The 24,347-nt window shown below is 62.5% G+C and carries 16 protein-coding genes, 1 other RNA gene and 4 pseudogenes; 13 read left to right on the top strand and 8 right to left on the bottom strand.

Annotated elements, in window-relative coordinates:
• Nucleotides 1-457: 457 nt before the first annotated feature.
• Together NVV93_RS20175 and NVV93_RS20180 are read left to right on the top strand one after the other, a co-directional pair.
• Nucleotides 458-1,069, top strand: a pseudogene (locus tag NVV93_RS20175) (response regulator); the annotation flags it as partial.
• Nucleotides 1,070-1,189: 120 nt separating this feature from the next.
• Nucleotides 1,190-2,359 (top strand): annotated as a pseudogene (locus NVV93_RS20180) (sensor histidine kinase); the annotation flags it as partial.
• Between the two features lie 397 nt (nucleotides 2,360-2,756).
• On the opposite strand, the gene NVV93_RS08020 reads toward NVV93_RS20180, so the two are convergent.
• The 3 genes from NVV93_RS08020 to NVV93_RS08030 form a co-directional block, all read right to left on the bottom strand.
• Nucleotides 2,757-4,082, bottom strand: a complete 1,326-nt coding sequence (locus NVV93_RS08020) for an FAD-binding oxidoreductase (protein ID WP_258253900.1) — start codon at nucleotides 4,080-4,082, stop codon at nucleotides 2,757-2,759.
• Nucleotides 4,083-4,166: 84 nt separating this feature from the next.
• Nucleotides 4,167-5,543, bottom strand: a complete 1,377-nt coding sequence (locus tag NVV93_RS08025) for a glutamine synthetase family protein (RefSeq protein WP_258253901.1) — start codon at nucleotides 5,541-5,543, stop codon at nucleotides 4,167-4,169.
• Nucleotides 5,544-5,648: 105 nt separating this feature from the next.
• Nucleotides 5,649-5,828, bottom strand: a complete 180-nt coding sequence (locus tag NVV93_RS08030; protein WP_258253902.1) for a hypothetical protein — start codon at nucleotides 5,826-5,828, stop codon at nucleotides 5,649-5,651.
• Between the two features lie 229 nt (nucleotides 5,829-6,057).
• Between NVV93_RS08030 and NVV93_RS08035 the strand changes: the two genes are divergently transcribed.
• From NVV93_RS08035 to ligA, 4 genes are all read left to right on the top strand, one after another.
• Nucleotides 6,058-6,717: a GntR family transcriptional regulator gene (locus NVV93_RS08035; RefSeq protein ID WP_258253903.1), complete on the top strand. Its 660-nt coding sequence runs from the start codon at nucleotides 6,058-6,060 to the stop codon at nucleotides 6,715-6,717.
• Nucleotides 6,718-6,728: 11 nt separating this feature from the next.
• Nucleotides 6,729-10,232: a chromosome segregation protein SMC gene (gene smc / locus NVV93_RS08040; protein ID WP_258253904.1), complete on the top strand. Its 3,504-nt coding sequence runs from the start codon at nucleotides 6,729-6,731 to the stop codon at nucleotides 10,230-10,232.
• Nucleotides 10,233-10,416: 184 nt separating this feature from the next.
• Complete coding sequence (zipA, locus tag NVV93_RS08045; protein ID WP_258253905.1) at nucleotides 10,417-11,253, top strand: cell division protein ZipA; 837 nt, start codon at nucleotides 10,417-10,419, stop codon at nucleotides 11,251-11,253.
• 80 nt (nucleotides 11,254-11,333) lie between these two features.
• Complete coding sequence (gene ligA / locus NVV93_RS08050; RefSeq protein ID WP_258253906.1) at nucleotides 11,334-13,712, top strand: NAD-dependent DNA ligase LigA; 2,379 nt, start codon at nucleotides 11,334-11,336, stop codon at nucleotides 13,710-13,712.
• A 50-nt stretch (nucleotides 13,713-13,762) separates the two neighbouring features.
• Here ligA and NVV93_RS08055 read toward each other — a convergent pair whose 3' ends face one another.
• Nucleotides 13,763-14,041: an HU family DNA-binding protein gene (locus tag NVV93_RS08055; RefSeq protein WP_258253907.1), complete on the bottom strand. Its 279-nt coding sequence runs from the start codon at nucleotides 14,039-14,041 to the stop codon at nucleotides 13,763-13,765.
• A 111-nt stretch (nucleotides 14,042-14,152) separates the two neighbouring features.
• Nucleotides 14,153-15,748, bottom strand: coding sequence for a triacylglycerol lipase (locus NVV93_RS08060; protein ID WP_258253908.1), 1,596 nt, complete (start codon nucleotides 15,746-15,748; stop codon nucleotides 14,153-14,155).
• Nucleotides 15,749-16,033: 285 nt separating this feature from the next.
• Here NVV93_RS08060 and ffs point away from each other — a divergent pair.
• The 5 genes from ffs to NVV93_RS08085 all read left to right on the top strand — a co-directional run bounded on the left by ffs (nucleotide 16,034) and on the right by NVV93_RS08085 (nucleotide 20,669).
• An RNA gene (ffs, locus tag NVV93_RS08065) (signal recognition particle sRNA small type) lies at nucleotides 16,034-16,130 on the top strand.
• A gap of 196 nt (nucleotides 16,131-16,326) precedes the next feature.
• Nucleotides 16,327-18,321 (top strand): DNA polymerase III subunit gamma/tau, encoded by a 1,995-nt coding sequence (dnaX, locus tag NVV93_RS08070; protein ID WP_258253909.1) that lies wholly within the window; start codon nucleotides 16,327-16,329, stop codon nucleotides 18,319-18,321.
• A gap of 15 nt (nucleotides 18,322-18,336) precedes the next feature.
• Nucleotides 18,337-18,663: a YbaB/EbfC family nucleoid-associated protein gene (locus tag NVV93_RS08075; RefSeq protein ID WP_258253910.1), complete on the top strand. Its 327-nt coding sequence runs from the start codon at nucleotides 18,337-18,339 to the stop codon at nucleotides 18,661-18,663.
• Nucleotides 18,664-18,799: 136 nt separating this feature from the next.
• The gene (gene recR / locus NVV93_RS08080) at nucleotides 18,800-19,399 is read left to right on the top strand and encodes a recombination mediator RecR (protein WP_258253911.1); all 600 of its coding nucleotides are present in this window, start codon (nucleotides 18,800-18,802) and stop codon (nucleotides 19,397-19,399) included.
• A 121-nt stretch (nucleotides 19,400-19,520) separates the two neighbouring features.
• Complete coding sequence (locus NVV93_RS08085) at nucleotides 19,521-20,669, top strand: acyl-CoA dehydrogenase family protein (RefSeq protein ID WP_258253912.1); 1,149 nt, start codon at nucleotides 19,521-19,523, stop codon at nucleotides 20,667-20,669.
• A gap of 126 nt (nucleotides 20,670-20,795) precedes the next feature.
• On the opposite strand, the pseudogene NVV93_RS08090 reads toward NVV93_RS08085, so the two are convergent.
• A pseudogene (locus NVV93_RS08090) lies at nucleotides 20,796-21,215 on the bottom strand (helix-turn-helix domain-containing protein); the annotation flags it as partial.
• Between NVV93_RS08090 and NVV93_RS08095 the strand changes: the two are divergent.
• Together NVV93_RS08095 and NVV93_RS08100 are read left to right on the top strand one after the other, a co-directional pair.
• Nucleotides 21,214-21,342, top strand: a pseudogene (locus NVV93_RS08095) (oxidoreductase); the annotation flags it as partial. The pseudogenes NVV93_RS08090 and NVV93_RS08095 sit on opposite strands and share 2 nt — an antisense overlap.
• 29 nt (nucleotides 21,343-21,371) lie before the next feature.
• Nucleotides 21,372-21,653 (top strand): antibiotic biosynthesis monooxygenase, encoded by a 282-nt coding sequence (locus tag NVV93_RS08100; protein ID WP_258253913.1) that lies wholly within the window; start codon nucleotides 21,372-21,374, stop codon nucleotides 21,651-21,653.
• A gap of 260 nt (nucleotides 21,654-21,913) precedes the next feature.
• Here NVV93_RS08100 and NVV93_RS08105 read toward each other — a convergent pair whose 3' ends face one another.
• A complete protein-coding gene (locus NVV93_RS08105; protein ID WP_258253914.1) occupies nucleotides 21,914-22,795 on the bottom strand; it encodes an SDR family oxidoreductase in 882 nt (293 codons plus the stop codon).
• On the bottom strand, nucleotides 22,792-24,330 hold the full coding sequence (locus tag NVV93_RS08110) for an NAD(P)/FAD-dependent oxidoreductase (RefSeq protein ID WP_258253915.1): 1,539 nt from the start codon (nucleotides 24,328-24,330) through the stop codon (nucleotides 22,792-22,794). Before NVV93_RS08110 ends, NVV93_RS08105 begins: the two co-directional genes overlap by 4 nt.
• Nucleotides 24,331-24,347: the final 17 nt, after the last annotated feature.

The raw sequence follows: 24,347 nt of genomic DNA on the forward strand, positions 1-24,347 counted from the left end.
GGTCGGCGAGCATTCAGTGGCAGGTGGTGCCGCGGCCGGCACATGTAGCAGGACACGGCGTAGCGATGCGCGTTGCAAGGTCGGTTCGAGGATGTCCAGCAACGGCAGTTCGCGGTTCCGGGCAGCGCAGAGCAGCGATTTGCGCTGGTCGCGGCCGTACGTGCCCATCAGCCGCAGATGTCTGGCCTCCAGCCGACTGTTCAACAACTCGAGGTTGCGCAGTCCTCATGACTAGTGCTCGGAAGAGCGGACGTTGCTTGACCGCAGTTTAAGTTTCCTGGCTTTTGCGACAGCACTCTGTAGGACTATTCCTGAGTACATGTAGGAGAAGTCCGAAGTTGGCTTATTGGCCAGTTGTTCCTCCCGTTATGTGGATATTCTCCGTTGCAATACTGATGCCTCGGGCTGCTGGAACCCCATCGGCACGGCAGTCCATGCAACCTGCGAGGTGGCCAACGTGAGCCGCATTCTGATCGTCGACAGTTACCCGATCATTCGCCGCGCGGTGCGACTCAAGCTGGAGTCTGCCGGTCATGAGGTGATTGGCAAGGCCGAGAACGGCCGCACCGCTCTGGCCATGAGTCGCGAACGGCAACCCGACCTGGTCATCCTCGATCTTGCTATTTCGCAGCTAGGCGGCCTCGACCTGATTCGCCGACTGAAAAGCCATGACGAACGCCTCAAGGTGTTGGTGTTCACTGGTGATGCACCCCACCTGGCGTCGCGCTGCCTGCACGCCGGTGCCGATGGTTTCGTCGCCAAACAGGACGATCTGCTCGAACTGCGCAGCGCCGTGCGCGCGGTACTGCAAGGCCGCAGCTATTTTCCGAGCATCGCACTGGAAGCCCTGGGCAGAGAGCCAGCGCACGCTGAGGAGCACGCGCAGCTGTCGGCCCGCGAATTCACTGTGCTGCAGCATCTCGTCAAGGGCATAAGCAGTCGGGCGATTGCCAATGAACTGGCGATTAGCTTCAAGACTGTGAGCACTTACAAGACTCGACTTATGGCCAAGCTGCATGCCGGCTCGCTGGTCGAGTTGGCCGAGATCGCCCGCCGGGATGGATTGTTGCTCGGCGACGACGGCAGACCCGCCACCGCGCGTGCTGCACCTGCCGGCGAAGCCCTCGGGTGGCTGAGCGGTATCATCGATGGCATGCCAGCGCAGCTCTATGTCGGTGACATCGACGGCCACCTGTTGTTCGCCAATCGGGCGTTCTGCGCCGCCGTCGGTCAGCCGCTGGAGCTGCTGCAGGGCCAGCGACTGGTGGAGCAGGGCTGGATTGCCGCGGCGGATGTCGAGGTCTACCGCGGCCGCTATGAGCAGGCGATCTGTCGTGTCGAGCCATGCTCGTTCAACCTGGTCCAGCAGATCGATGGCCAGCGCCGGGTGATACAGCATTGGGGCATGCCGTATCGCGATGCTCAAGGCGGCGTCCTCGGCATGATCTGCGGGGCGTTGGATATCACCGAGCGCGAAGAGCAGTTGCTGCAGCACAGCAATGCTCGCCTGCAGGCCGAGGCCGTCAGCCGTGCGAGTGACCAGTTGCTGCAGCGCATGCACCACGAGCTGCAGGCGCCGTTGCAGGCTGTGAACGATCTACTGCGGTTGGCTTCGCAAGAGCCGGTGCTGGCGGTGCAGACCCGCGAAGCCCTGCCGGTGGCCCAGCAGGCGGTGGCCCAGTTGCTGCGTTTGAGTGACGAGCTGAACGATCTGGCGCGTTTGCAGATGGGCCTGTTGAGCCTGGATAGCCAGCCCGTCGATGCCGGCGCACTGACCGAAGCCTGCGTGCAGACCTACCGCGCTGAAGCGCTCCAGCGTGGATTGGAGCTGGTGTGCAGCCTGGATCGCACGGTGCCGTCAAACGTTTGGGTCGACCCCCGGCGCTTCACACAGATTGTCGATCAGTTGCTCAGCAACGCGCTGAATTCCACCGATTACGGGCGCATTGAGGTCACCTTGCGCACCGTGCCGTGCGGCAAGGCCCGCGTCGAATTACAGCTGGCGGTCAGCGATAGTGGTGTAGGCATCGCCGAGGAGGATCTGCCGCTGTTATTCGAACCCTTTGCGTTGGCGCCGGACCCGCTTGCGCGCAGCTGCAGTGGTCTGGGCCTGGCGCTCAGTTGGCGTCTGGCCCAGGCCATGGGTGGCACGCTGAGCGTGCAGGGCCAGCCGGGACTGGGTAGTTGTTTCACTCTCGACCTGTGCCTGCCCCAAGCGATGGAAGTCTGCGGTGAGTTGGATCGGCAATCGGCCGCGCTCAATCTGGTCGATGCACAGAGGGGGCATCACGCGTTGAGGCAGGTGATGCAGCAGCTCGGTACAGCGGTCGAAGGGCCGCCGCTCGAGTGGTATATCTGACAGGCCTGCTCCGCAATCAGCAAAGCAGAGAGGAGTTTTTGGGTGGTTGAAGTCGGGCGAGCGGCTCATCGTTTGACCTGATGGGTATCGCTGCACTCCGGCTAGGCGCCCCCACCCATCTTACGATTCTGCGGGCTTTTTTATGGCTACGTACCCGTTAAGTATTGCGCACCGCTTTTGTAGGGTGGGTTAGCTGCGCAGCGGCGTAACCCACCGGCAGCGCCGCCTTGGACAGCGGCGTCCAGCCTGCATAGTTGGTGGGTTACGCCTACGGCTAACCCACCCTGCGAATCATCGCCCCGGGCATCACCTGCCAAGCTTGGACGTCCCAACACGTAACTGGGGCATAGCCTTTTTATGGGCGATCGAAGGGGCGAGGTGGCGATTGCCTGGCCGCTCAGCGCAGTTTTTCGAGCAACTGGTAGTACCACATGCCGGCGGCCAGCATCGGGTTGCCGAAGATGTCGCCGAGCGGCACCTTGATGTGCTTGCAGGCGGCGAAGGTGTCGAACTGGCTCAGGTCGCCGTGCATCGCGTTGGCCATGATCTCGCCCATGATGTGGGTGGTGGCGATGCCGTGGCCGGAGTAGCCCTGGCAATACCAGACGTTGTTTGACAGCTTGCCGAGCTGCGGGATGCGGTTCATCACGATGCCCATTGCGCAGCTCCACTGGAAGTCGATCGCCACGCCCTTGAGTTGTGGGAAGGTGCGTTCGATGCACGGGCGCAGCTCGCCGGCGATATCCCGCGAGTCGCGCCCGGAATAATTGGCGCCACCGCCGAACAGCAGGCGACCGTCGGCGGTCAGGCGGTAATAGTCGAGCACGAAACGGCAGTCGTACAGCGCCAGGTCCTGCGGGTTGATCTCGCGGGCCAGCGCGCCGAGCGGTGCGGTGGTGACGATGCCGCCCATGGCCGGGAAAATCTTGCCCTTGAGCTGCTTGGGTTCGAGCTTGTGGTAGACGTCGCCGGCCAGCAGCACTTGCTTGGCATCGATGCGTCCCTCGGCAGTGATTACGGCCGGCGTCTCGCCATGGACGATCTCCAGTACTTCGGAGTGCTCGAAGATCAGCGCGCCGAGGTTTGCCGCGGCCTTCGCTTCGCCGATGCACAGGTTGAGCGGGTGCAGGTGCATGTTGCGGGTGTTCTTCAGCGCACCGAGGTACAGGTCGCTGCCGAGGTGCGCACGCATGCCGTCGCGGTCCAGCAGGGTGACGTCATCGCTCATGCCGCGACGCTGCGCTTCGTCATGCGAGGCGCGCAGCTCGTCCATGTGACTGGGCTTCATCGCCGCGTGCAGGTGACCGTGCTTGAGGTCGCAGCGAATGCCGTACTTCTCTACCCGACTCTTGATGATCTGGTGACCGCGCCAGCGCAGGTGCCAGATGAAGTCGTCGACTTCCTCGCCGAGGTTGTCACGCATCTGTTTGCGCATCGCCGCGTCGCCCGACAGGCTGCCGGTGACCTGGCCGCCGTTGCGCCCAGTGGCGCCCCAGCCGATCTTGTGGGCTTCGACGATGGCCACCTTGTAGCCGCGCTCGGCCAGTTCCACGGCGCTGGCGACGCCGGTGAAACCGCCGCCGATGATGGCGATGTCGACACTGATCCGCCCCTGCAGGCGCGGGTAGTTGGTTTCCTCGTTGAGCGTGGCGCTGTAGTAGGACGGGCAGCGCTCGGCGGCGGGGACGGCGGGTTTGAGTGCGGCGGCTAGTGCAGCGGTCATCGAGGGTATTCCTTTGTCTGTAGGTCGTAGCCCGGATGCAATCCGGGACGGGGTTGCCCCGGATTGCATCCGGGCTACAGCGCATCACGTATTGGTTAAATACCAGCGCCAATCCTGCTCGCCGACTTCGGCCATGAACTGGCGGTATTCGGCACGCTTGACCGCCAGGTAGACGCCGAGGAATTCCGCCCCCAGCGCCTCGCTCGCCCAGTTGGACTGCTCCAGCGCGCGCAGCGAGGTCAGCCAGTCGGTCGGCAGCAGCTCCATGTTCTGGGCGGTGGCCTGCGCATAGCCGTTGCCAGTGACCGGCGCGCCGGGGTCGATTTCGTCGCGGATGCCGCGGTGGATGCCGGCGAGAATCGCCGCTGCGGCCAGATACGGGTTGGCGTCGGCACCGCAGATGCGGTGTTCGATATGCCGGGTATTGGCCGGGCCACCCGGAATGCGCAGGCTCACGGTACGGTTGTCGACGCCCCAGGTCGGCGCCAGCGGCGCATAGCTGTTGGCCTGGAAGCGTCGATAGGAGTTGGCGTTGGGACAGAACAGCAGCAGTGAATCGAGCAGCGAGGCGAGCATGCCGCCGATGGCCAGGCGCAGCAGCGGAGTGCCGGCAGGGTCGTCGCTGGCGAACAGGTTGGTGCCGTTTTCATTGGCCAGGCTGACATGCATGTGCATGCCGGTACCGGCCAGATGGTCGTACGGTTTGGCCATGAAGCAGGCCTGCATACCGTGCTTGTGGGCGACGCCTTTGACCAGGCGCTTGTAGCGCACGGCCTGATCCATGGCTGCTAGCGCATCGCCGTGCTCCAGGGTGATTTCCACCTGGCCCGGCGCGTATTCGGAGATTGCCGTGCGCGCTGGAATGCCTTGCTCCTTGCAGGCGGCGTACAGGTCGGCGAGGAACGGCTCGATCTGCTCCAGCTCGCGCAGGCCGTAGACCTGGGTGCTGCGCGGTCGACCGCCATCGCGGTCCAGCGCCGGCTGCGGACGCCCTTGCGCGTCGCGCTGCTGATCGAGCAGGTAGAACTCCAGTTCGCAGGCCATTACCGGGTGATAGCCGTCAGCCTTCAGCGCATCGATGACCTTGATCAGCACATGGCGTGGATCGGCGATGGTTGCCGGCATGCCCTCGATCGGGTGCATGCTGACCTGCACGGCGGCGGTCGGCATCTTCCGCCATGGCAGGCGCACCAGACTGCCGGCCAGTGGATAGGCGCGGCAGTCGATATCGCCGACTTCCCAGACCAGGCCTGAGTCCTCGACGTCATCGCCGTGAATGGTCAGGCCGAGGATCGTGCTCGGCAGCGGTCGACCGCTTTGGTACACGGCGAGCAGCTCGTCGCGGTGCAGCAGCTTGCCGCGCGGCACGCCGTTGGCGTCGAGAATAAACAGTTCGAAAGCTTCGATATCGGGATGTTTGGCCAGGAATGCCTGGGCTTCTTGCGCGTCAGCGAAGGTCATGCGGGTTCTCGTCAGCACCGGGATGCACGTAGTGGCGTTCAGCCGAAGCTCCACGCTCAGGGCGCGGGAGATCGGCATTCGTAGGGAAGGGCAGCGGGCTCGCGCTCAGGCGAGTGGCGTGGCATCCGGCGGGCGGGCGTGACGGCAATGCCAGAGCGCCCAGAAGGTCAGCTCGGCAGGTAAGGCGCAGGCAGCGTGGTGGTTGTTCTTGCGCAGTCGTCCGACATCCGCAATGCGGGTGTTCGGTGTCCCGGCGGGCGGGGCGGACAGGGCAAGATCAAGCATGGGGGCGCATCGTGACGAGCCGCACAGGGCTCAGGCAGACAGCAGGTTCACATGCCGACGGTTGGCGGTTAAATCGTATTCTTCAGATGTTCAGTGTGCCGATTACTAAACTTTCCATGCGTCGCGGATAGGCTTCAAAAGCCCAGTGCGAGGGGCTTTCGCCATCTTTTTCGGCGTATTCCCTGTGGTAGACTCCGCCCCTCGCGCGCCCTCCAAATCAAGGAAAGTCATGACCTTCAAGGCCCCGGATAGCCTCGTCGAGCAGATCGCCAACCATCTCGCCCAGCGCATCATTCGCGGCGAGTTGAAGGAGCGCGAGCGCATCCAGGAATTGAAAGTCACCCAGGAGTTGAACGTCAGCCGTGGCTCGGTACGCGAGGCGCTGCTGCTCCTTGAGCGCCGTCACCTGGTCACCATTCCGCCACGTCGTGGAGCGCAGGTCAGCGAGCTGAATGCGCGCAATGTGCGAAATCTGTATGCCCTGGTCTGCGAGCTGTACATCCTGCTTGCCAATAGCGTGGCCGATCGCTGGCAAGTCGAGGCGGATCTGCAGCCGTTCCGCGCCATTCAGCAGCGCTTGATCGTCAGCGCCGATCGCGGCGACATCCAGGGTTTCGTCGCCGAAGGCTTCAATATCGTCAGCGCCGCGCTGCCGTTCGCCGACAATCCGTATTTGCAGGAAACCCTGGAAAACCTCCTGCCCTCCGTCAGCCGTACCTATCACTTCGCGCTGGAGCGCCGGCAAACCCGGATGAGCCAGTTCCTCGAAGTGCTCGACGGCTTGCTGCAGGCAGTGATCGCGCGGGACAAAGCGCAGATCCGCGAAATGATCAGCGCCTATAGCCAGCACAATTGCCAGGTGGTGCTGGCCGCCCTGGCGGACCGGTAAGGGAGCGGAGCATGCGCCTCAAGTGCATCAAGCTGGCGGGCTTCAAATCCTTCGTCGATCCAACTACCGTGAGCTTTCCCAGCAACATGGCCGCTGTGGTCGGGCCAAATGGCTGCGGCAAGTCGAACATCATCGACGCCGTGCGCTGGGTGATGGGCGAGAGCTCGGCGAAAAATCTGCGCGGCGAGTCGATGACCGACGTCATCTTCAACGGCTCGAACACCCGCAAGCCGGTGACCCAGGCCAGTATCGAGCTGATCTTCGACAACAGCGACGGCAGCCTCGGCGGCGAGTACGCGAGCTTCGCGGAAATTTCCATCCGCCGTCGGGTCACTCGCGACAGCCAGAACACCTATTTCCTCAACGGCGTGAAATGCCGGCGTCGGGATATCACCGATATCTTCCTCGGCACCGGCCTCGGCCCGCGCAGCTATTCGATCATCGAGCAAGGCATGATCTCCAAGCTGATCGAGGCCAAGCCCGAGGACCTGCGCAACTTCATCGAGGAAGCGGCCGGCATCTCCAAGTACAAGGAGCGCCGTCGCGAAACCGAAAACCGCATTCGCCGTACCCACGAGAACCTCGCGCGCCTGACCGACCTGCGCGATGAGCTCGAACGCCAGCTGGAGCGCCTGCATCGACAGGCCCAGGCGGCGGAAAAGTATCAGGAATACAAGGCCGAGGAGCGCCAGCTCAAGGCACAGCTGTCGGCCTTGCGCTGGCAGGCGCTGAATGAGCAGGTCGGCCAGCGGGAAGCGGTGATCGGCAATCAGGAAGTCGGCTTCGAAGCGTTGGTCGCCGAGCAGCGCAATGCCGATGCGAGTATCGAGCGGCTGCGCGATGGTCATCACGATTTGTCCGAGCGCTTCAATCAGGTGCAGGGGCGCTTCTATTCGGTGGGCGGTGATATCGCTCGCGTCGAGCAGAGCATCCAGCACGGTCAGCAGCGTTTGCGGCAGTTGCAGGACGATCTCAACGAGGCCGAACGCGCGCGCCTGGAAACCGAGTCGCACCTGGGCCACGACCGCATCTTGCTCGCCACCCTTGGCGAAGAACAGGCCAAGCTGAGTCCCGAGCAGGAAATCAGTGCGGCGGCCGCCGAGGAATCCGCAGCGCAGCTGGAAGATGCCGAAGGCGCTATGCATGCCTGGCAGGAGCAGTGGGACGGCTTCAATCAGCATTCCGCCGCGCCGCGCCGCCAGGCCGAACTGCAGCAGGCGCGCATCCAGCAGCTGGAACAGAGCCTCGAGCGCCTGGCCGACCGGCAACGGCGCCTCAGCGATGAACACCAACTGCTCGCCGCCGATCCAGAGGACGCGGCGATTCTCGACCTGGCCGAGCAGGTCGCGGCCAGCGAGCTGACTCTCGAAGAGCTGCATGCCGCCGAGCTGGAGCTGGTCGATGGACTGGAGCAGGTGCGCGGCGAACTGCAGCACGCGACGCAGGCCCAGCAGCAGGCGCAAGGCGAGTTGCAACGCTTGAACGGCCGACTCGCTTCGCTGGAGGCGCTGCAACAGGCGGCGTTGAATCCCGGTAAAGGCGCCGCCGAATGGTTGCGCGAGCAGCACCTGGCCGAGCGCCCACGACTGGCCGAAGGCTTGCGTGTCGAAGCGGGCTGGGAATTGGCGGTGGAAACCGTACTGGGCGCGGACCTGCAGGCGGTATTGCTCGACGAGACCTCCGGGCAAAGCTTGGCCGATCTGGATCTCAGCACCTTCACCCAGGGTGATTTGCGCCTGGTCAGCCCGGCCAAGGGTGGCGTGCGGGTGGCCGGCAGTCTGCTCGACAAGGTCGAGGCGGCTATCGATCTGGCACCCTGGTTGGCACGGGTGAAGCCGGTGGCATCGCTCGATGAGGCGCTGGCGCAACGCGCCCAGCTGGCCGATGGCGAGAGCCTGATCAGCCGCGACGGCTATTGGGTCGGCCGGCATTTCCTCCGCGTGCGCCGCGCCAGCGAGGCGGAAAGCGGGGTGCTGGCGCGTGGTCAGGAGCTTGAGCGGCTGGCCGGCGAGCGCGATGAGCGCGAGGCGGCCTTGGTGGTCCTCGATGAACGCCTACAACATTTGCGCGAGCGCCAGCGTCAGCAGGAAGAAGCCCGTGAACAGCAGCGTCGTCTGTTGCAGCACGAAGCCCGCCAGCAGGGCGAGCTGAAGGCGCAGCTGTCGGCTGGCCAGGCCAAGGTCGAACAGCTGATCTTGCGTCGCCGCCGTCTTGACGAAGAATTAGCCGAACTCGGCGAGCAGCGCGGCCTGGAGCACGAACAACTCGGCGAAGGGCGTCTGCAATTGCAGGATGCCCTGGACGCCATGGCCATCGATAACGAGCAGCGCGAATCGCTGCTGGCGCAGCGCGATCAGTTGCGCGAGCGTCTCGATCGGGTGCGGCAGGATGCCCGTCAGCATAAGGACCAGGCGCACCAGTTGGCCGTGCGTCTGGGCTCGATCACTGCCCAGTACGAATCTACCCGCCAGGCCTTGGAACGCCTGGAAACGCAGTTCGCCCGCGCTCTGGAGCGCCGGGAACAGCTCACCCTCAATCTGGAAGAGGGCGCCGCACCGCTGGAAGAGTTGCGCTTCAAGCTCGAGGAGTTGCTGGAAAAACGCATGGGCGTCGAGGACGAGCTGAAACAGGCCCGCCTTGCGCTGGAAGACGCCGACCGCGAACTGCGTGATGCCGAGAAACGCCGCAGCCAGGCCGAGCAGCAGTCGCAGTTGCTGCGCGGTCAGCTGGAGCAGCAGCGCATGGAATGGCAGGCGCTCAACGTGCGCCGCAAAGCGCTGCACGATCAACTGGTGGAAGACGGCTACGACCTGCACGGCGTGCTCGCTACCTTGTCGGGCGAGGCCAGCGAGCAGGGTTGGGAAGACGAACTGGAGCGTTTGGCCGCGCGGATTCAGCGGCTCGGTCCGATCAACCTGGCGGCGATCGACGAGTATCAGCAACAGGGCGAGCGCAAACGCTATCTCGACGCGCAGAACGCCGACCTGGTCGAGGCGCTGGAAACGCTGGAAAACGTCATCCGCAAAATCGACAAAGAAACCCGCAACCGCTTCAAGGAAACCTTCGATCAGATCAATGGCGGCCTGCAGGCGCTGTTCCCGAAAGTCTTCGGCGGCGGCAACGCTTATCTGGAACTTACCGGCGAGGATCTACTCGATACCGGGGTAAGCATCATGGCGCGGCCACCGGGCAAGAAGAACAGTACTATTCATTTGCTGTCGGGTGGGGAGAAGGCGCTTACCGCGCTGGCGCTGGTGTTCGCCATCTTCCAGCTCAATCCGGCGCCGTTCTGTATGCTCGACGAAGTGGATGCGCCGCTGGACGATGCCAACGTCGGTCGCTACGCGCGCTTGGTCAAGGAAATGTCGGAGAAAGTCCAGTTCATCTACATTACCCACAACAAGATCGCCATGGAGATGGCCGATCAACTGATGGGGGTCACCATGCACGAGCCCGGTTGTTCGCGGCTGGTAGCGGTGGATGTCGAGGAAGCGCTGGCCATGGTTGAGGCCTGAGTCGGCGATAAAGAGAATGGCACGCTAACGGTGCAAAACTGCCGTTCGTCGTGCTAGCTTTAGCCACACTTTTGCTACAGATGTTATATGCACGGAAAAAGCCTGTAAGAACATACAGTTGTCCGTGATTCAAAGGGACGAGGACGTCCTTCTTCATCATAATTTTCAGGGGTTAAGGGGTTACATGGAAATCGGTCTGCGCGAGTGGCTGATCGTCATCGGCATCATTGTTATCGCCGGCATTTTGTTTGACGGCTGGCGGCGCATGCGAGGCGGCAAAGGCAAATTGAAATTCAAGCTGGATCGCAGCTTCTCGAATCTTCCCGAGGAGGATGGCGATCCGGAGTTGTTAGGCCCGGCACGGGTAACTTCGCGCTCCAAAGAGCCGGCGTTGAACGAAGAAGAACTGCCGGTGATGAATGCCCGCGAGCTGAATCGTCGCCGCGGTACGCCGGTCGAGCCGCAGCAGGGCGACTTGGAACTCGGTCTCGATGAGCCGCCAACCTTGCTCAACCCGGTGGAAGGCGACGAGCCGAAGAAGCACAAGGGCGCGGCCAAGAAAGACGAAAGCGCTAATCTGCCACCGGTCGAAGAAGTGCTGGTGATCAACGTCGTCGCTCGCGATGAAGATGGTTTCAACGGCCCGGCGCTGCTGCAGAACATTCTCGAAAGTGGCCTGCGTTTTGGCGAAATGGACATCTTCCATCGTCACGAAAGCATGGCCGGCAATGGCGAGGTGTTGTTCTCGATGGCCAACGGCGTCAAGCCGGGCACCTTCGATCTCGACGATATCGACCATTTCCGTACCCGTGCCGTGAGCTTCTTCCTCGGTATGCCGGGACCACGGCATCCGAAGCAGGCATTCGACGTGATGGTCGCTGCGGCGCGCAAACTGGCTCACGAGCTGAATGGCGAGTTGAAGGATGATCACCGCAGCGTCCTGACCGCGCAGACCATCGAGCACTATCGTCAACGTATCGTCGAATTCGAACGCAACAAGCTGCTGAACCAGCGCCGTTAAGCGCAACGGCCCGCATGCGGGCCGCCTGTATTATGAAAGAGCAGCCAAGGCTGCTCTTTTCGTTTTCCGAGAGCCACACCATGACCGAAGCCACCACCCAGGCCGCCGAACGAATCGCTGAGCTGCGCAATCAGTTGGATGCGCACAACTACCGCTATTATGTGCTCGATGAGCCGAGCGTGCCGGACGCCGAGTACGACCGTCTATTCAACGAGCTGAAGGCGCTGGAAGGCCAATATCCGCAGTTGATTACGCCCGATTCGCCCACCCAGCGGGTCGGTGGTACGGCGCTCAGCGCCTTCGGCAGCGTGCGGCATGAGGTGCCGATGCTCAGCCTCGGCAACGCCTTTGAAGACGCCGATCTGCGCGAGTTTGACCGGCGGGTGAGTGAAGGATTGGATCTGCCGGTCAATGACTTGTTCGGTGCTGGCGCCGCGGTTGAATACAGCTGCGAACCCAAGCTCGATGGCCTGGCGGTTAGCCTGCTGTATGAGAGCGGCGTACTGGTGCGCGGTGCCACGCGTGGCGATGGCAGTACCGGGGAAGACATCAGCGCCAACGTGCGCACCGTGCGCAATATTCCGCTCAAGCTGCAAGGCACGGGCTGGCCCGCGGTACTGGAAGTGCGCGGTGAAGTGTTCATGTCCAAGGCCGGCTTCGAGGCGTTGAATGTTCGTCAGGCTGAAAGTGGCGGTAAGACGTTCGCCAATCCGCGCAACGCCGCCGCTGGTAGCTTGCGCCAGCTGGACCCGAAGATCACCGCCAGCCGGCCACTGGAGTTCTGCTGCTATGGCGTGGGCTGCGTGCAAGGCGAGCTTCCGGATAGTCAGGTCGGCATGCTGCAGGCCCTGAAGGGCTGGGGCGTGCCGATCAGTCGGGAGCTGAAGCTGGCGCGCGGTGTCGAGGAGTGTCTGGCCTATTACCGCGATATTGGCGAGCGTCGTTCGACGTTGGCTTATGAGATCGATGGCGTGGTGTTCAAGGTCAACAGCCTGGCCTCGCAGCGCGAGCTGGGTTTTCGCGCGCGCGAACCGCGCTGGGCCATCGCGCATAAATTTCCCGCCAGCGAGGAGCTGACCGAGCTGCTCGATGTCGAGTTTCAGGTCGGTCGCACCGGCGCGGTTACGCCGGTGGCACGCCTCAAGCCGGTCAAGGTGGCCGGCGTCACCGTCTCCAACGCGACGCTGCACAACATGGACGAAGTGGCGCGACTGGGGCTGATGATCGGCGATACGGTGATCATTCGCCGCGCCGGTGATGTGATTCCACAGGTCATGCAGGTAGTAACTGAGCGGCGTCCAGCCGATGCGCGGCCAGTGCTTATTCCTGAGCAGTGCCCGGTGTGCGGCTCGCAGGTCGAGCGCACTCAGTTGGTCAAGCGCAGCAAGGGCAAGGAAACCCTCAGCGAGGGCGCGGTATATCGCTGCGTCGGCCGGCTGGCCTGCGGTGCGCAGCTCAAACAGGCGATCATCCATTTCGTCTCGCGGCGCGCGATGGATATCGAAGGGCTGGGCGAGAAGAGCGTCGAGCAGTTGGTGGATGAGGGCTTGGTGGGTTCGCCGGCCGATCTGTACACCCTGCAGTTCGAGCAAATCGTCGGGCTCGAAGGTTTCGCTGAACTATCGAGCAACAATCTCCTGGCGGCCATCGCTGACAGTAAACGGCCGAGCCTGGCGCGCTTCGTCTACGCGCTGGGCATTCCCGATGTCGGTGAAGAAACCGCCAAGACTCTGGCTCGCTCGTTGGGCTCGCTGGCGCGCATTCAGCGGGCGCTGCCGGAGGTGCTGACCTGGCTGCCGGACATCGGTGCCGAAGTGGCCTATGAGATTCACAACTTTTTCGACGACGACCATAACCGCACGGTCATCGCCCTGCTGCTCGAACGTGGCGTGGAGCCGCAGGAGGAGGGCGAGTTGCATGCTGAGTTCGCCGCTTCCGTCACGCTGGCTGCATTGCTGGCCAAACTCGACATCGCCTTCATCGCCGCCACCGGAGCGAAAAACTTGGCGGAGAAGGCCGGCAGCCTGGACGCCGTGATCGCCCTCAGTCAGGACTGGCTGGAGCTGAGCGTGATGAAGGGGTTGAACGAAAAGGCCAAGCAATCGTTGCGCGAATTTTTTGCCAATCCACAGAACACCGAGCGCGCCCGGGCCATGGAAGCGCAACTGGCCGAGTTCGGCATGCATTGGGCGAGCGAGAAAAAGGTGGTCGAAGGCTTGCCGTTGGCGGGTCAGACCTGGGTGCTGACAGGCGCGCTGGAGATCATGAGTCGCGATGTGGCCAAGGAGAAGCTGGAAGGGCTGGGAGCCAAGGTCGCCGGTTCGGTCTCCGTGAAAACCACCTGCGTGGTCGCTGGGCCGGGCGCTGGCTCGAAGTTGGCGAAGGCCAGTGAGCTGGGAGTGCGGGTGCTCGATGAGGTGGAGTTTGTGTCCATGCTGGCCGGTCACGGCATTCAGTAGCCAGCGCGAATGTAGGAGCGGCCCATGGCCGGCTCCTACAGGCGTTGGGCTTAGTTCAATGCGTCGGTCAGGGCTTTGGCCGGCACGTACTTGACGACTTTCTTGGCGGCGATTTCGATGCTTTTGCCGGTCTGCGGATTGCGGCCGGTGCGCGCAGGGCGCTCGGCGACTTTCAGCTTGCCGATGCCTGGCAGGGTGATTTCATCGTGGTTTTCCAGGGCGTCGCTGACGATCTCGCTCAATTGATCGAGGACCAAGCGGACGGCGGCCTTAGTCGAGGCGGTGGCTTCGGCGATATCGGTGATCAGCTGGTCTTTGCTTATTGCCATGATGTAGCTCCCTTTACGAATGTTGGTTTTATCAGGCCAGTGCCCGGTGGCGAGCGCCGCACGCTAGCACAAATGGATGTGCGTCTCTGTGTTGCGAGCGACATGGATGCATCAGTCCGCGTTCCAAGTGGAAACCACGAAGCGTAGCTGACCCTTGATTCCGGGTCGGGTTCCGCTGTCGAACGGTACTTTCACTTCGACTTTGCCATTCTTCAATGCCTTGGCATCCAGCTGTTCGCGCGCCTGACTGACTCCTTGGTTCTGCCAGGCGAAGGTGAAGCGCCAGGCATCTGGGTCGTTGGCGGGTGGCGGGACCAGTTCCAGGATCAGTGCGTTGCGAAACAGATAGCTGCCTTCAAAGTGCTGATTGATCCACAGGCGCCGCTCGACCTCGTAGTCGGGTACCCGGATATTCAAGGCCAGGCTGTAGGCCAGCGATCTGCGTCGCGGATTGACCCGCGCGCGGTTGGCGAGAATCAAGGTGGAGAGGTACAGCGAGCTGTTTTTCTTCGGCTCGCGCTTCCAATCCTGGTGCGCCAGGCAGGCCACCGAGTCTTCCTCGACGGTGCGCCGGGTCAGGTACCACAACTTGCCACGCGGCGAGGCCAGCACCTCGATCTGGTAGAGGGCATTGACCGTCTCGCCGTTGGCCTCGGCCTTGCGCAGCTCGTCGGGGAGGGCGATGTCGTCGATATCCAGCCACAGATCGACGCGCACATCGCCGAACAGAAAACGCGTGAGGTTCTGGTAGGCCTCCTCGCTGTTAACGATGCCGAAGAAGCCGGAATGGGCGCGGTAGGTGAACGCCTTAGCGCACTGGCTGCACTCCTTGCCTTGCGCATCGAGGCCCCGAAGGGTGGCGTTCTCGATCCGCACCAAGCCGTCGCTACCATGGCCGACAAAGGTACGCGACAGTCCCAGCGCGGCTTCGTAATCCAGGCGATTGCTGCCGACCATGCAGAACACCTGTTCGCTGGGAAAGCGCTTTTCCGGCAGCCAGTCGACTCGCCCGGTGGCTTTGTACGCGTCGGCCAGATCGAGGAATTTGGCCAGGTTGTCGCGGCTGAAATTATTGATGTCATTAAGGCTCAGCCAGCTCGGCGTATTGACCCCGAGCAGCTCAATGCCGTTGTGCGGCGTGGCGTAGGTGAACAGCTTGTCGACCAGCTTGGCCGCGCCACGTTTATCGAGCTTGGGATTCTGCAGCAGCCCGCGACACACCAGGCCGCCCATCGAGTGGGCCACCAGATAGCAGCGAAAATCCGCCGCGGCGATGCCATTGGCGGCATTCCCGCAAACGAGGTCGCGGATTTTGATGATCAGCTCACCGAGCTGGCTGGAAAACGCTTCCAGACTCGGGGTCTTGCCGATGCCCAACAGCCGCGAGGCCTCGTCGTAATAGCGGTAGATGATCACCGAGCGGCTGCTCAGCGGGCTGTCCGTATCGGCCTGCCATTCCGGGTCGAGGATGTCGTAGCCGTTTTCATACACGTCGCGATAGCCGAAGTCGGTGGCCAGGCGAATAAGCGGTGATTCGAAGACGAACTTGCGTGGTTGCCGGTCTTTCTCGGCGACGGCGCGGTAGACCGTCGAACCCAGGTTAAAGCCGCAAAACGGATCGGCGGTGGTCTGATCGATCTCGCCAGCGGTCATGGCGTAACCGCGCACATAAATGATCGGATAAAAGGGGCTGTGCTTGTTGGGCATGGTGCGGCTCCTGTTTCGCTTGTCCTTCTGCGAGCGGCACCACTGCGTCATTTCGGTACGCTTCAGACCTTGGCCGATGTAGCGTGCGGGCCGTTGCTGCAAGGCTAGCCAAGCGTGCAGGGATGTCAGGGCGGTCGCGCCGAACGGTATGACGCTGACTTCAAGCTAGCTCGGCAAGTGCTTGTCGCGGATGTGTTTTTTAATCGCTGGCAGGCGGTTGTAAGTTCTCTTCAAGCCGGTACAATGGCGCGGCTCGCCGCCAGGCGGGCAGCGTTATGGTGGTCCCTTCGGTCCCCTCGCAACGATCAGCCGTGAACCCGGTCAGACCTGGAAGGGAGCAGCCGCAGCGGTGACATTGTGTGCCGAGGTGTGGCTGGAGGGGCCGCCTCCATTTTCAGCCAGCACTTTCGCTGCGCCTGCCTGCAAATCTCCCCAATTCGCTACTCCTGTCTCGTGTTCGGCCCAGCCGCGCCTGCGTTGCTGTGCAGGCCTGATGCAGCGCTGCATGGCGAGTGCAATTTGCCCCTTGCTCCGCTAGGATTAGCCCACTTCCGCTTTCCAGTCGCGACGGTTTTTTAATGAGTTATCAGGTTCTTGCACGTAAATGGCGCCCGCGCTCGTTCCGCGAAATGGTCGGCCAGACCCATGTGCTCAAGGCCTTGATCAACGCCCTCGACAGCCAGCGCCTGCACCATGCCTATTTGTTCACCGGCACCCGCGGAGTGGGTAAGACCACCATCGCGCGGATCATCGCCAAGTGCCTGAACTGTGAAACCGGGGTTAGCTCTACGCCCTGCGGCGTGTGTTCGGTGTGCCGGGAGATCGACGAAGGCCGCTTCATCGACCTGATCGAAGTCGACGCCGCCAGCCGTACCAAGGTCGAAGACACGCGCGAGCTGCTGGATAACGTGCAATACGCACCGACGCGCGGACGCTACAAGGTCTATCTGATCGACGAAGTGCACATGTTGTCCACGCACTCGTTCAATGCGCTGCTCAAGACGCTCGAAGAGCCGCCACCCCACGTCAAATTCCTGCTGGCGACCACTGACCCGCAAAAACTGCCGGTCACTATCCTGTCGCGCTGCCTGCAGTTCTCTCTGAAGAACATGCCGCCAGAGCGCGTGGTCGAGCATTTGACCCACGTACTGACTGCCGAGAGCGTGCCCTTCGAGGACGACGCACTGTGGCTGCTCGGCCGCGCGGCCGACGGTTCGATGCGCGATGCTATGAGCCTGACCGATCAGGCCATCGCCTTTGGTGAAGGCAAGGTGCTGGCCGCCGACGTGCGCGCCATGCTGGGCAGCCTCGATCATGGCCAGGTTTACGGCGTGCTGCATGCGCTGTTGGAGGGCGATGCGCGGGCCATGCTCGAAGCGGTTCGCCATCTCGCCGAGCAGGGCCCGGACTGGAACGGTGTGTTGGCCGAAATCCTCAATGTCCTGCATCGGGTGGCCATCGCCCAAGCGCTTCCGGATGCCATCGACAATGGCCAAGGCGATCGCGATCGGGTGCTGGCGCTGGCACAGGCACTGCCTGCCGAGGATGTGCAGTTTTATTACCAGATGGGTTTGATCGGTCGCCGCGATTTGCCGTTGGCGCCGGACCCGCGCGGTGGTTTCGAGATGGTCTTGTTGCGCATGTTGGCGTTCCGGCCAGCCGATAGCGACGATGCGCCGAGGGTGGCGCTAAAGCCAGTCGGGATCAGCCAGGCCACAACTGATCCCCGTTCCAACCCAGTGGCCGGCGCCGCCGTGGCTGCACCGGTTGTTGCTGTTGCTCCCCTTCACGCGCCGCTGCCGGTCGGTGAGGCAGCCGCTCTGGTGGTGGCTCCCGCAGCGGTTGAGGCGCCGGTTGCTGCCGAGCCGATCGTGCAACCAAGCCCGCTGACGGCCGAGCCGGTCGCTGAAGTCATCGACTTACCGTGGGAGGTGCAGACGCCTGCGCCAACCACCCCGGCTCCGGTGGTAATGGCTGCTGAACCGCCAGCCGTCAGGGTTGAGGAAACACCGTCTGCGCCGGCAGTCGATGACTCTCGTGAAGTCGACGACGAGGAGCCGCCGCTCGGCGACGATGACTATTACGGAATCGACAGCGAATCCACATACTTGGAGGTCATGCCCGATCTTGGCGAGGTGCACGCAGCGCCCGAACCAGAACCTTCCGCCGCCTCGCAGCCGGCCACCGGTCTGGCCGCCGAGTGGCTCGATCTGTTTCCGCGCCTGGGCATCAGCGGGCTGACCGGTAGTATCGCGGCTAACTGCACGCTGGTTGCGGTCGAAGGCGATACCTGGCGGCTGCATCTGGACCCGGCGCAAAGTGCGCTGTTCAATGCCACGCAGCAGCGCCGCGTCAACGACGCGCTGAACCAATACCATGGCCGCGAGCTCAAGCTGGAAATCGAGCTGCGCAAGCCCGAGCAGGAAACTCCGGCCCAGGCTGCAGCCCGCCGGCGCGCTGAGCGCCAGGCCAATGCCGAAGCATCGATTCATAACGATCCGCTGGTGCAGCAGATGATTCAGCAGTTCGCTGCCGTGATCCGCGAAGACACCATCGAACCCGTCGATAAATAACCGAGGTAAGTAATCATGATGAAAGGTGGCATGTCCGGGCTGATGAAGCAGGCCCAGCAGATGCAGGAAAAAATGCAGAAGATGCAGGAAGAGCTGGCCAACGCCGAAGTGACCGGGCAGGCCGGCGCCGGGCTGGTTAGCGTGGTGATGACCGGTCGCCACGACGTCAAACGCATCAGCCTGGACGACAGCCTGATGCAGGAAGACAAGGAAATCCTCGAAGACCTGATCGCCGCCGCGGTGAACGATGCAGTGCGCAAGATCGAGGCGAACAGCCAGGACAAGATGTCCGGCATGACCGCCGGGATGCAGTTGCCCCCAGGCTTCAAGCTGCCATTCTGAGTCCGTGAAGCTGGAGGATGGGTTGAGCACAGCGATACCCATCTTCGCGCGCCTTGAACTGCTGCTGGTTGGCTAACGCTTCGTTCAACCTGGCGTGCCAATGCCCGTCGCCTCTCTGCATTGTTGAGTGCTTGTCATGAGTTTCAGCCCCCTGATCCGCCATCTGATCGACTCCCTGCGCATTCTTCCCGGCGTCGGGCAGAAGACCGCCCAGCGCATGGCCTTGCAGATGCTCGAGCGGGATCGCAGTGGCGCCTTGCGCCTGGCCCAGGCGCTGACGCAGGCGATGGAGGGCGTCGGCCATTGCACACGCTGCCGCACGCTCAGCGAGGAGGAGGTTTGCCAGCTATGCCTGGACCCGCGACGTGATGACAGTTTGCTGTGTGTGGTCGAGGGTCCGATGGATGTTTATGCGGTGGAGCAGACCGGTTATCGGGGCCGCTATTTCGTCCTCAAGGGGCATTTGTCGCCGCTCGATGGCTTAGGCCCGGAAGCGATTGGCATCCCCGTACTGCTCAAGCGCATCGACGATGGCGCATTCAGCGAAGTCATTCTCGCCACCAACCCCACCGTGGAAGGCGAGGCGACCGCGCATTACATTGCCCAGATGCTCGTCAATAAAGGTCTGGTGGCCTCACGGATCGCCCATGGCATGCCGCTGGGTGGCGAACTGGAATTGGTCGATGGCGGCACTCTGGCCCATGCCCTGGCTGGCAGGCGGCCGATCAATCTGTAGCTAGCCGATAGTAGTGATTGGCGCGTTTGAGCCGATCACCCTACGTTCTGGCAGAAACCCCTCCTTGAAAACCAAGCAAGCGCTCGGTTAGGTTGTGCAAACCTAATCGGGAGCGCTGCCCATGTCCGTTCTTCAGGAATATTTCGACCCATCCCATCAACTGGTGCGCGATTCCGTGCGGCGTTTCGTCGAGCGGGAAATCCTTCCGCATGTCGCTGAGTGGGAAGAGGCCGAAGAGTTTCCCCGAGAGCTGTACCGCAAGGCCGGCGCGGCCGGGATTCTCGGCATCGGTTATCCGGAGCAGCTCGGCGGTAGCCATGAAGGTGACCTGTTCGCCAAGGTCGCGGCCAGCGAAGAGCTGATGCGCTGCGGCTCCGGCGGGTTGGTGGCGGGGCTGTGCTCGCTGGATATCGGTTTGCCGCCGGTACTCAAATGGGCCAAGCCGGCATTGCGCGAGCGCATCGTGCCGCCCGTGCTGGAGGGAGAGAAAATCATGGCGCTGGCGGTCACCGAACCGTCCGGCGGCTCGGACGTTGCCCGCCTGAAAACCCGCGCAGTGCGTGACGGTGAGTATTACCGGGTTACCGGCAGCAAGACCTTCATTACCAGCGGCGTGCGCGCCGATTACTACAGCGTGGCAGTGCGTACTGGTGGCGAAGGCTTTGGTGGCGTCAGCTTGCTGCTGATCGAGAAGGGCACGCCGGGCTTCACCGTCGGCCGCAAGCTGAAGAAGATGGGCTGGTGGGCGTCGGACACCGCCGAGCTGTTCTTCGATGACTGCAAGGTGCCGGTAGACAACCTCATCGGCGTAGAAAACGCCGGGTTCGCCTGCATCATGGCCAACTTCCAATCCGAGCGCCTGGCACTGGCGGTCATGGCTAACATGACCGCGCAACTGGCGCTGGACGAAAGCCTCAAATGGGCACGCGAACGCGAGGCGTTCGGCAAGCCGATCGGCAAATTCCAGGTGCTCAAACATCGCCTGGCCGAGATGGCGACCCAGCTCGAGGTTTCCCGCGAATTCACTTATCGGCAGGCGGCCAAAATGAGTGCCGGTAAGAGCGTGATCAAGGAGATTTCCATGGCCAAGAACTTCGCCACCGATATTTCCGACCGTATCGTCTATGACGCGGTGCAGATCATGGGTGGCATGGGTTTCATGCGCGAAAGCCTGGTCGAGCGCCTGTACCGCGACAACCGTATCCTCTCCATCGGCGGTGGCACGCGCGAAGTGATGAACGAGATCATCAGCAAGCAGATGGGCTTATAAGCAACCGGCTTGATGATTGCTGTCGGTGCTCTCATTCAGATTCAGCCGCTGGATGCTTGTGATGAAGCCTTCCTCAGGATTTTTTGAGGGGGCGTTTGTGGGATTCCCCAGATCTATGGAAGCATTTCACGCCTGCTGGCGCAGCCGCGCCAGATCGCGCAGCGGCGGGGCGCCGAACAGCCGGCTGTATTCGCGGCTGAACTGCGAGGGGCTTTCGTAACCGACCCGGTAGCTGGCCGCAGCGGCCTCCAGGCCCTCGGTGACCATCAGCCGCCGTGTTTCCTGCAGGCGCAGTTGCTTCTGGTATTGCAGCGGGCTGAGCGCGGTCACCGCCTTGAAGCGGTGGTGCAGGGTGGAGGGGCTGAGGTTGACCGTGCGCGCCAGCTCGTCGATGCGCAGTTGCCGGTCGTAGTTCTGGTTCAGCCAGTCGATGGCGCGGGCAATGCGGTGGCCCTGACTGTCGGCCAGGGCGATCTCATGGAGGATCTGCCCCTGCGGGCTGTGCAGCAGGCGGTAGAAGATCTCGCGCTGGATCAGCGGGGCGATGCAGGAGTTTCGCAAGATCGCCCTGACCCCCGATGCGATTGCCCGCGCCATCGCCTATGCCGTCGAGCAACCGGCGGATGTCGATGTTAGCGAGCTGATCGTGCGTCCCACCGCCAGCTCTTTCTAAGCGCAGTCTGTTTGGATCAGGAGATCTTCATGACCATCCAGCATCTGGCTTACGTCCGCGCCAGCCGCGGGCGCTCGACGCAACTCGGTGTCTACCTGCTCGATTTGCAGGAGCCCGTCGCGCGGCTGCCGGGCTGCCTGGTGTTCAGCGTTGAGTCGCTGACGGATGGGGTGTGGCGCTTGCAAGGTCGTTGGGCGTCGTCAGCGGCGCGCCAGGCATTTTTCGCCGCGCCACTGCTGCAGGAGGTATTCAGTGGCTTGTTGCGCGACGGGCTGCTTGGCAGCCTGGAGTGCCAGTCAGACCAACCTTGAAGGCCATGCAAAAGGCTATGTCCCAGTTGAGTGTTGGTGGCGCGGATGACTGCCGAAACTCGGTATTTCCGTAGGGTGGGTTAGCCGCGTAGCGACGTAACCCACCATCGATGCCACATGGGATTGCCGGCCTGACGGCCGGTGGTGGGTTACGCCTTCGGCTAACCCACCCTACTCGAGGCCATGCAACACGTAACTGAGACATAGCCATGCAAAAAGCCCCGGTGCTCAGGCAGCCGGGGCTTTTTTGTCGCCGTGGATCACTGCTCGGCCGGGGCGCCCGCGCTGCGCGCTTTCTTCGGCGCGAAGCGTGCCGCCAAGCGCATGCTGCCGACCACAATGCGTTGGTAGAAGGTCGGCATCAAGCGTTGCATGCCATCCAGAATCCACGCGTCGGCGCCGATCAGAATGCGCCGGTTATTGCGCAGCACGCCGCGCAGAATGACTTGGGCTGCCTTGTCGGGCGTGGTGCGCAGGAACTGGTCGAACTGCTCGCGCGACTGCTCCGTCTCCTGGCCGGTCAGAGCGGCCATGCTTTCGTTCATGCGCGCGGTTTTGGCGATATTGGTCTTGATCCCGCCGGGGTGCACGCAACTGGCGGACACCCCTTTGCCGGCAATATCCAGCTCCTGACGCAGCGCTTCGGTAAAGCCGCGCACCGCAAATTTAGTCGCGTTGTAGGCGCTCATGCCGGGCTGGGCGAACACCCCGAAGATGCTCGAAACGTTGACCACATGACCTTCGCCCGATGCTCTCAGGTGCGGCAGGAAGGCCTTGGTGCCATGCACCACGCCCCAGAAGTTGATGTTCATGATCCATTCGTAGTCGGCGTAATCGTTGGCTTCCACCGAGCCGCTCTGCGCCACGCCGGCGTTGTTGAAGATCAGGTTGACCCGGCCGTGATCCGTGACCACTTGCTCGGCCCAGGCGTGCACCGCCTCGCGGTCGGCGACATCGACGCGCGTCTCGCTGACGGTCACGCCGAGCTTGCGCGCCTGCGCTGCGGTTTCCGCCAGACCTTCGCTATTCACATCGGCCAGCGCCAGATGGCAACCCTGACGAGCCAGGCGATAGGCGAGGGCGCGGCCGATGCCGGAACCGGCTCCGGTGACGGCGGCGACTTTGTTCTCGAACGATTTCATGCAGTGGCCTCCTCGGCACGAACGGCATAACTCTGAGCAGGATGCGCAGCGCTCTGACGACTGAAATGGTAGGCGGCTGGATCGAAGTTGCGGGTCAACATGCGAAAACGCCAGGTGAAGCCGGGCCACACGGTGCAGTTGCGCCCGCTTACCGGGTGCAGATACCAGCTCATGCAACCGCCGGCATTCCATACGGTTTTGCCCATCGTGCCTTGCAGCTTGCCGTTGAATTTATCCTGCGCCTCACGTTTGACTTCCAGGCTTTGCAGGCGTTTTTTGTCGACTAGCGCGAGGGCGCCGAGCACGTAGTGAATCTGCGACTCGATCATATACACCATCGAGTTGTGGCCGAGGCCGGTGTTCGGGCCCATGAGGAAGAACAGGTTAGGGAAGCCGGCAGTCAGCGTGCCTTTATAGGCTTCCGGTCCTTGCGGCCAGGTGTCGAGCAGGTCGACGCCGCCGCGGCCATACACCACGCCACGCGGCAACGGATCGCTGGGCATGAAGCCGGTGCCGAAGATGATCGCGTCGACTGCACGTTCCTGGCCGTCGTTGGTGACGATGCTGCCTGCGCGGATTTCCCGGATGCCCTCGCTGATCACATCGACATTCGGCTGCACCAGCGCCGGGTAATAGTCGTTGGAGATCAGCACGCGTTTGCAACCCATGGTGTAGTCCGGGGTGACTTTGGCGCGCAGCACCGGATCTTTAATGTGTTTTTTGATGTACGCCTTGCCGACCCATTGCGCCACTTTCAGCAACCGCGGGGCGAAGGCGAAGGCGATCACGCGGCTCTCCAGCATGCCGTAGATCAAACCGCGCCAGAGCTTCTGGGCTAGCGGGAAGCGGCGAAAGCGCGCGCGCTCTGTGTCGCTGATCGCGCGGTCGGGCTTGGGCATGATCCACGGCGCTGTGCGCTGATAGAGATCGAGCTTGGCGACATCCTTCTGAATCTGCGGGACGAACTGGATTGACGAGGCGCCAGTGCCGACGACCGCCACGCGTTTGCCCTTGAGATCGAAATCGTGGTTCCACTGCTGCGAGTGGAACAGCGCGCCTTTGAATTTCTCTACGCCCTTCAGTTTAGGGATCGACGGAGTGGACAGCGCGCCCATGCCGGACACCACGAACTGCGCGCTGTACTGGGTGCCGGTCGCGTCGGTGATGTGCCACAACTCGAGCTTTTCATCCCATTCCAGGCGGGCAATTTCGCTGTTCAGCAGGGTCTTGTCCTGCAAGCGGTACTTTTCCCAGCAGCCTTCCAGGTAGCTCTGGATTTCCGGCTGTTTGGCGAACATCCGCGTCCACGTCGTGTTCGGCTCGAAGGAGAAGGAGTACAGATGCGATTGCACATCGCAGCCGCAACCCGGGTAGTTGTTGACCCGCCAGGTGCCGCCGACGCCGCCTTCTTTCTCGAATAGCAGGAAGTCCTCTTCGCCTTGTTGTTTCAGGCGGATGGCCATACCGAGGCCGGAAAAGCCGCTGCCGATGATGGCGATCTTGCAATGACGGATGGGTGTCACATGGGCGTTCATATGGCCAAGCTCCTGTT

Origin of the sequence: Pseudomonas sp. LS44 (genome assembly GCF_024730785.1) — a bacterium.
Lineage (GTDB): Bacteria > Pseudomonadota > Gammaproteobacteria > Pseudomonadales > Pseudomonadaceae > Aquipseudomonas.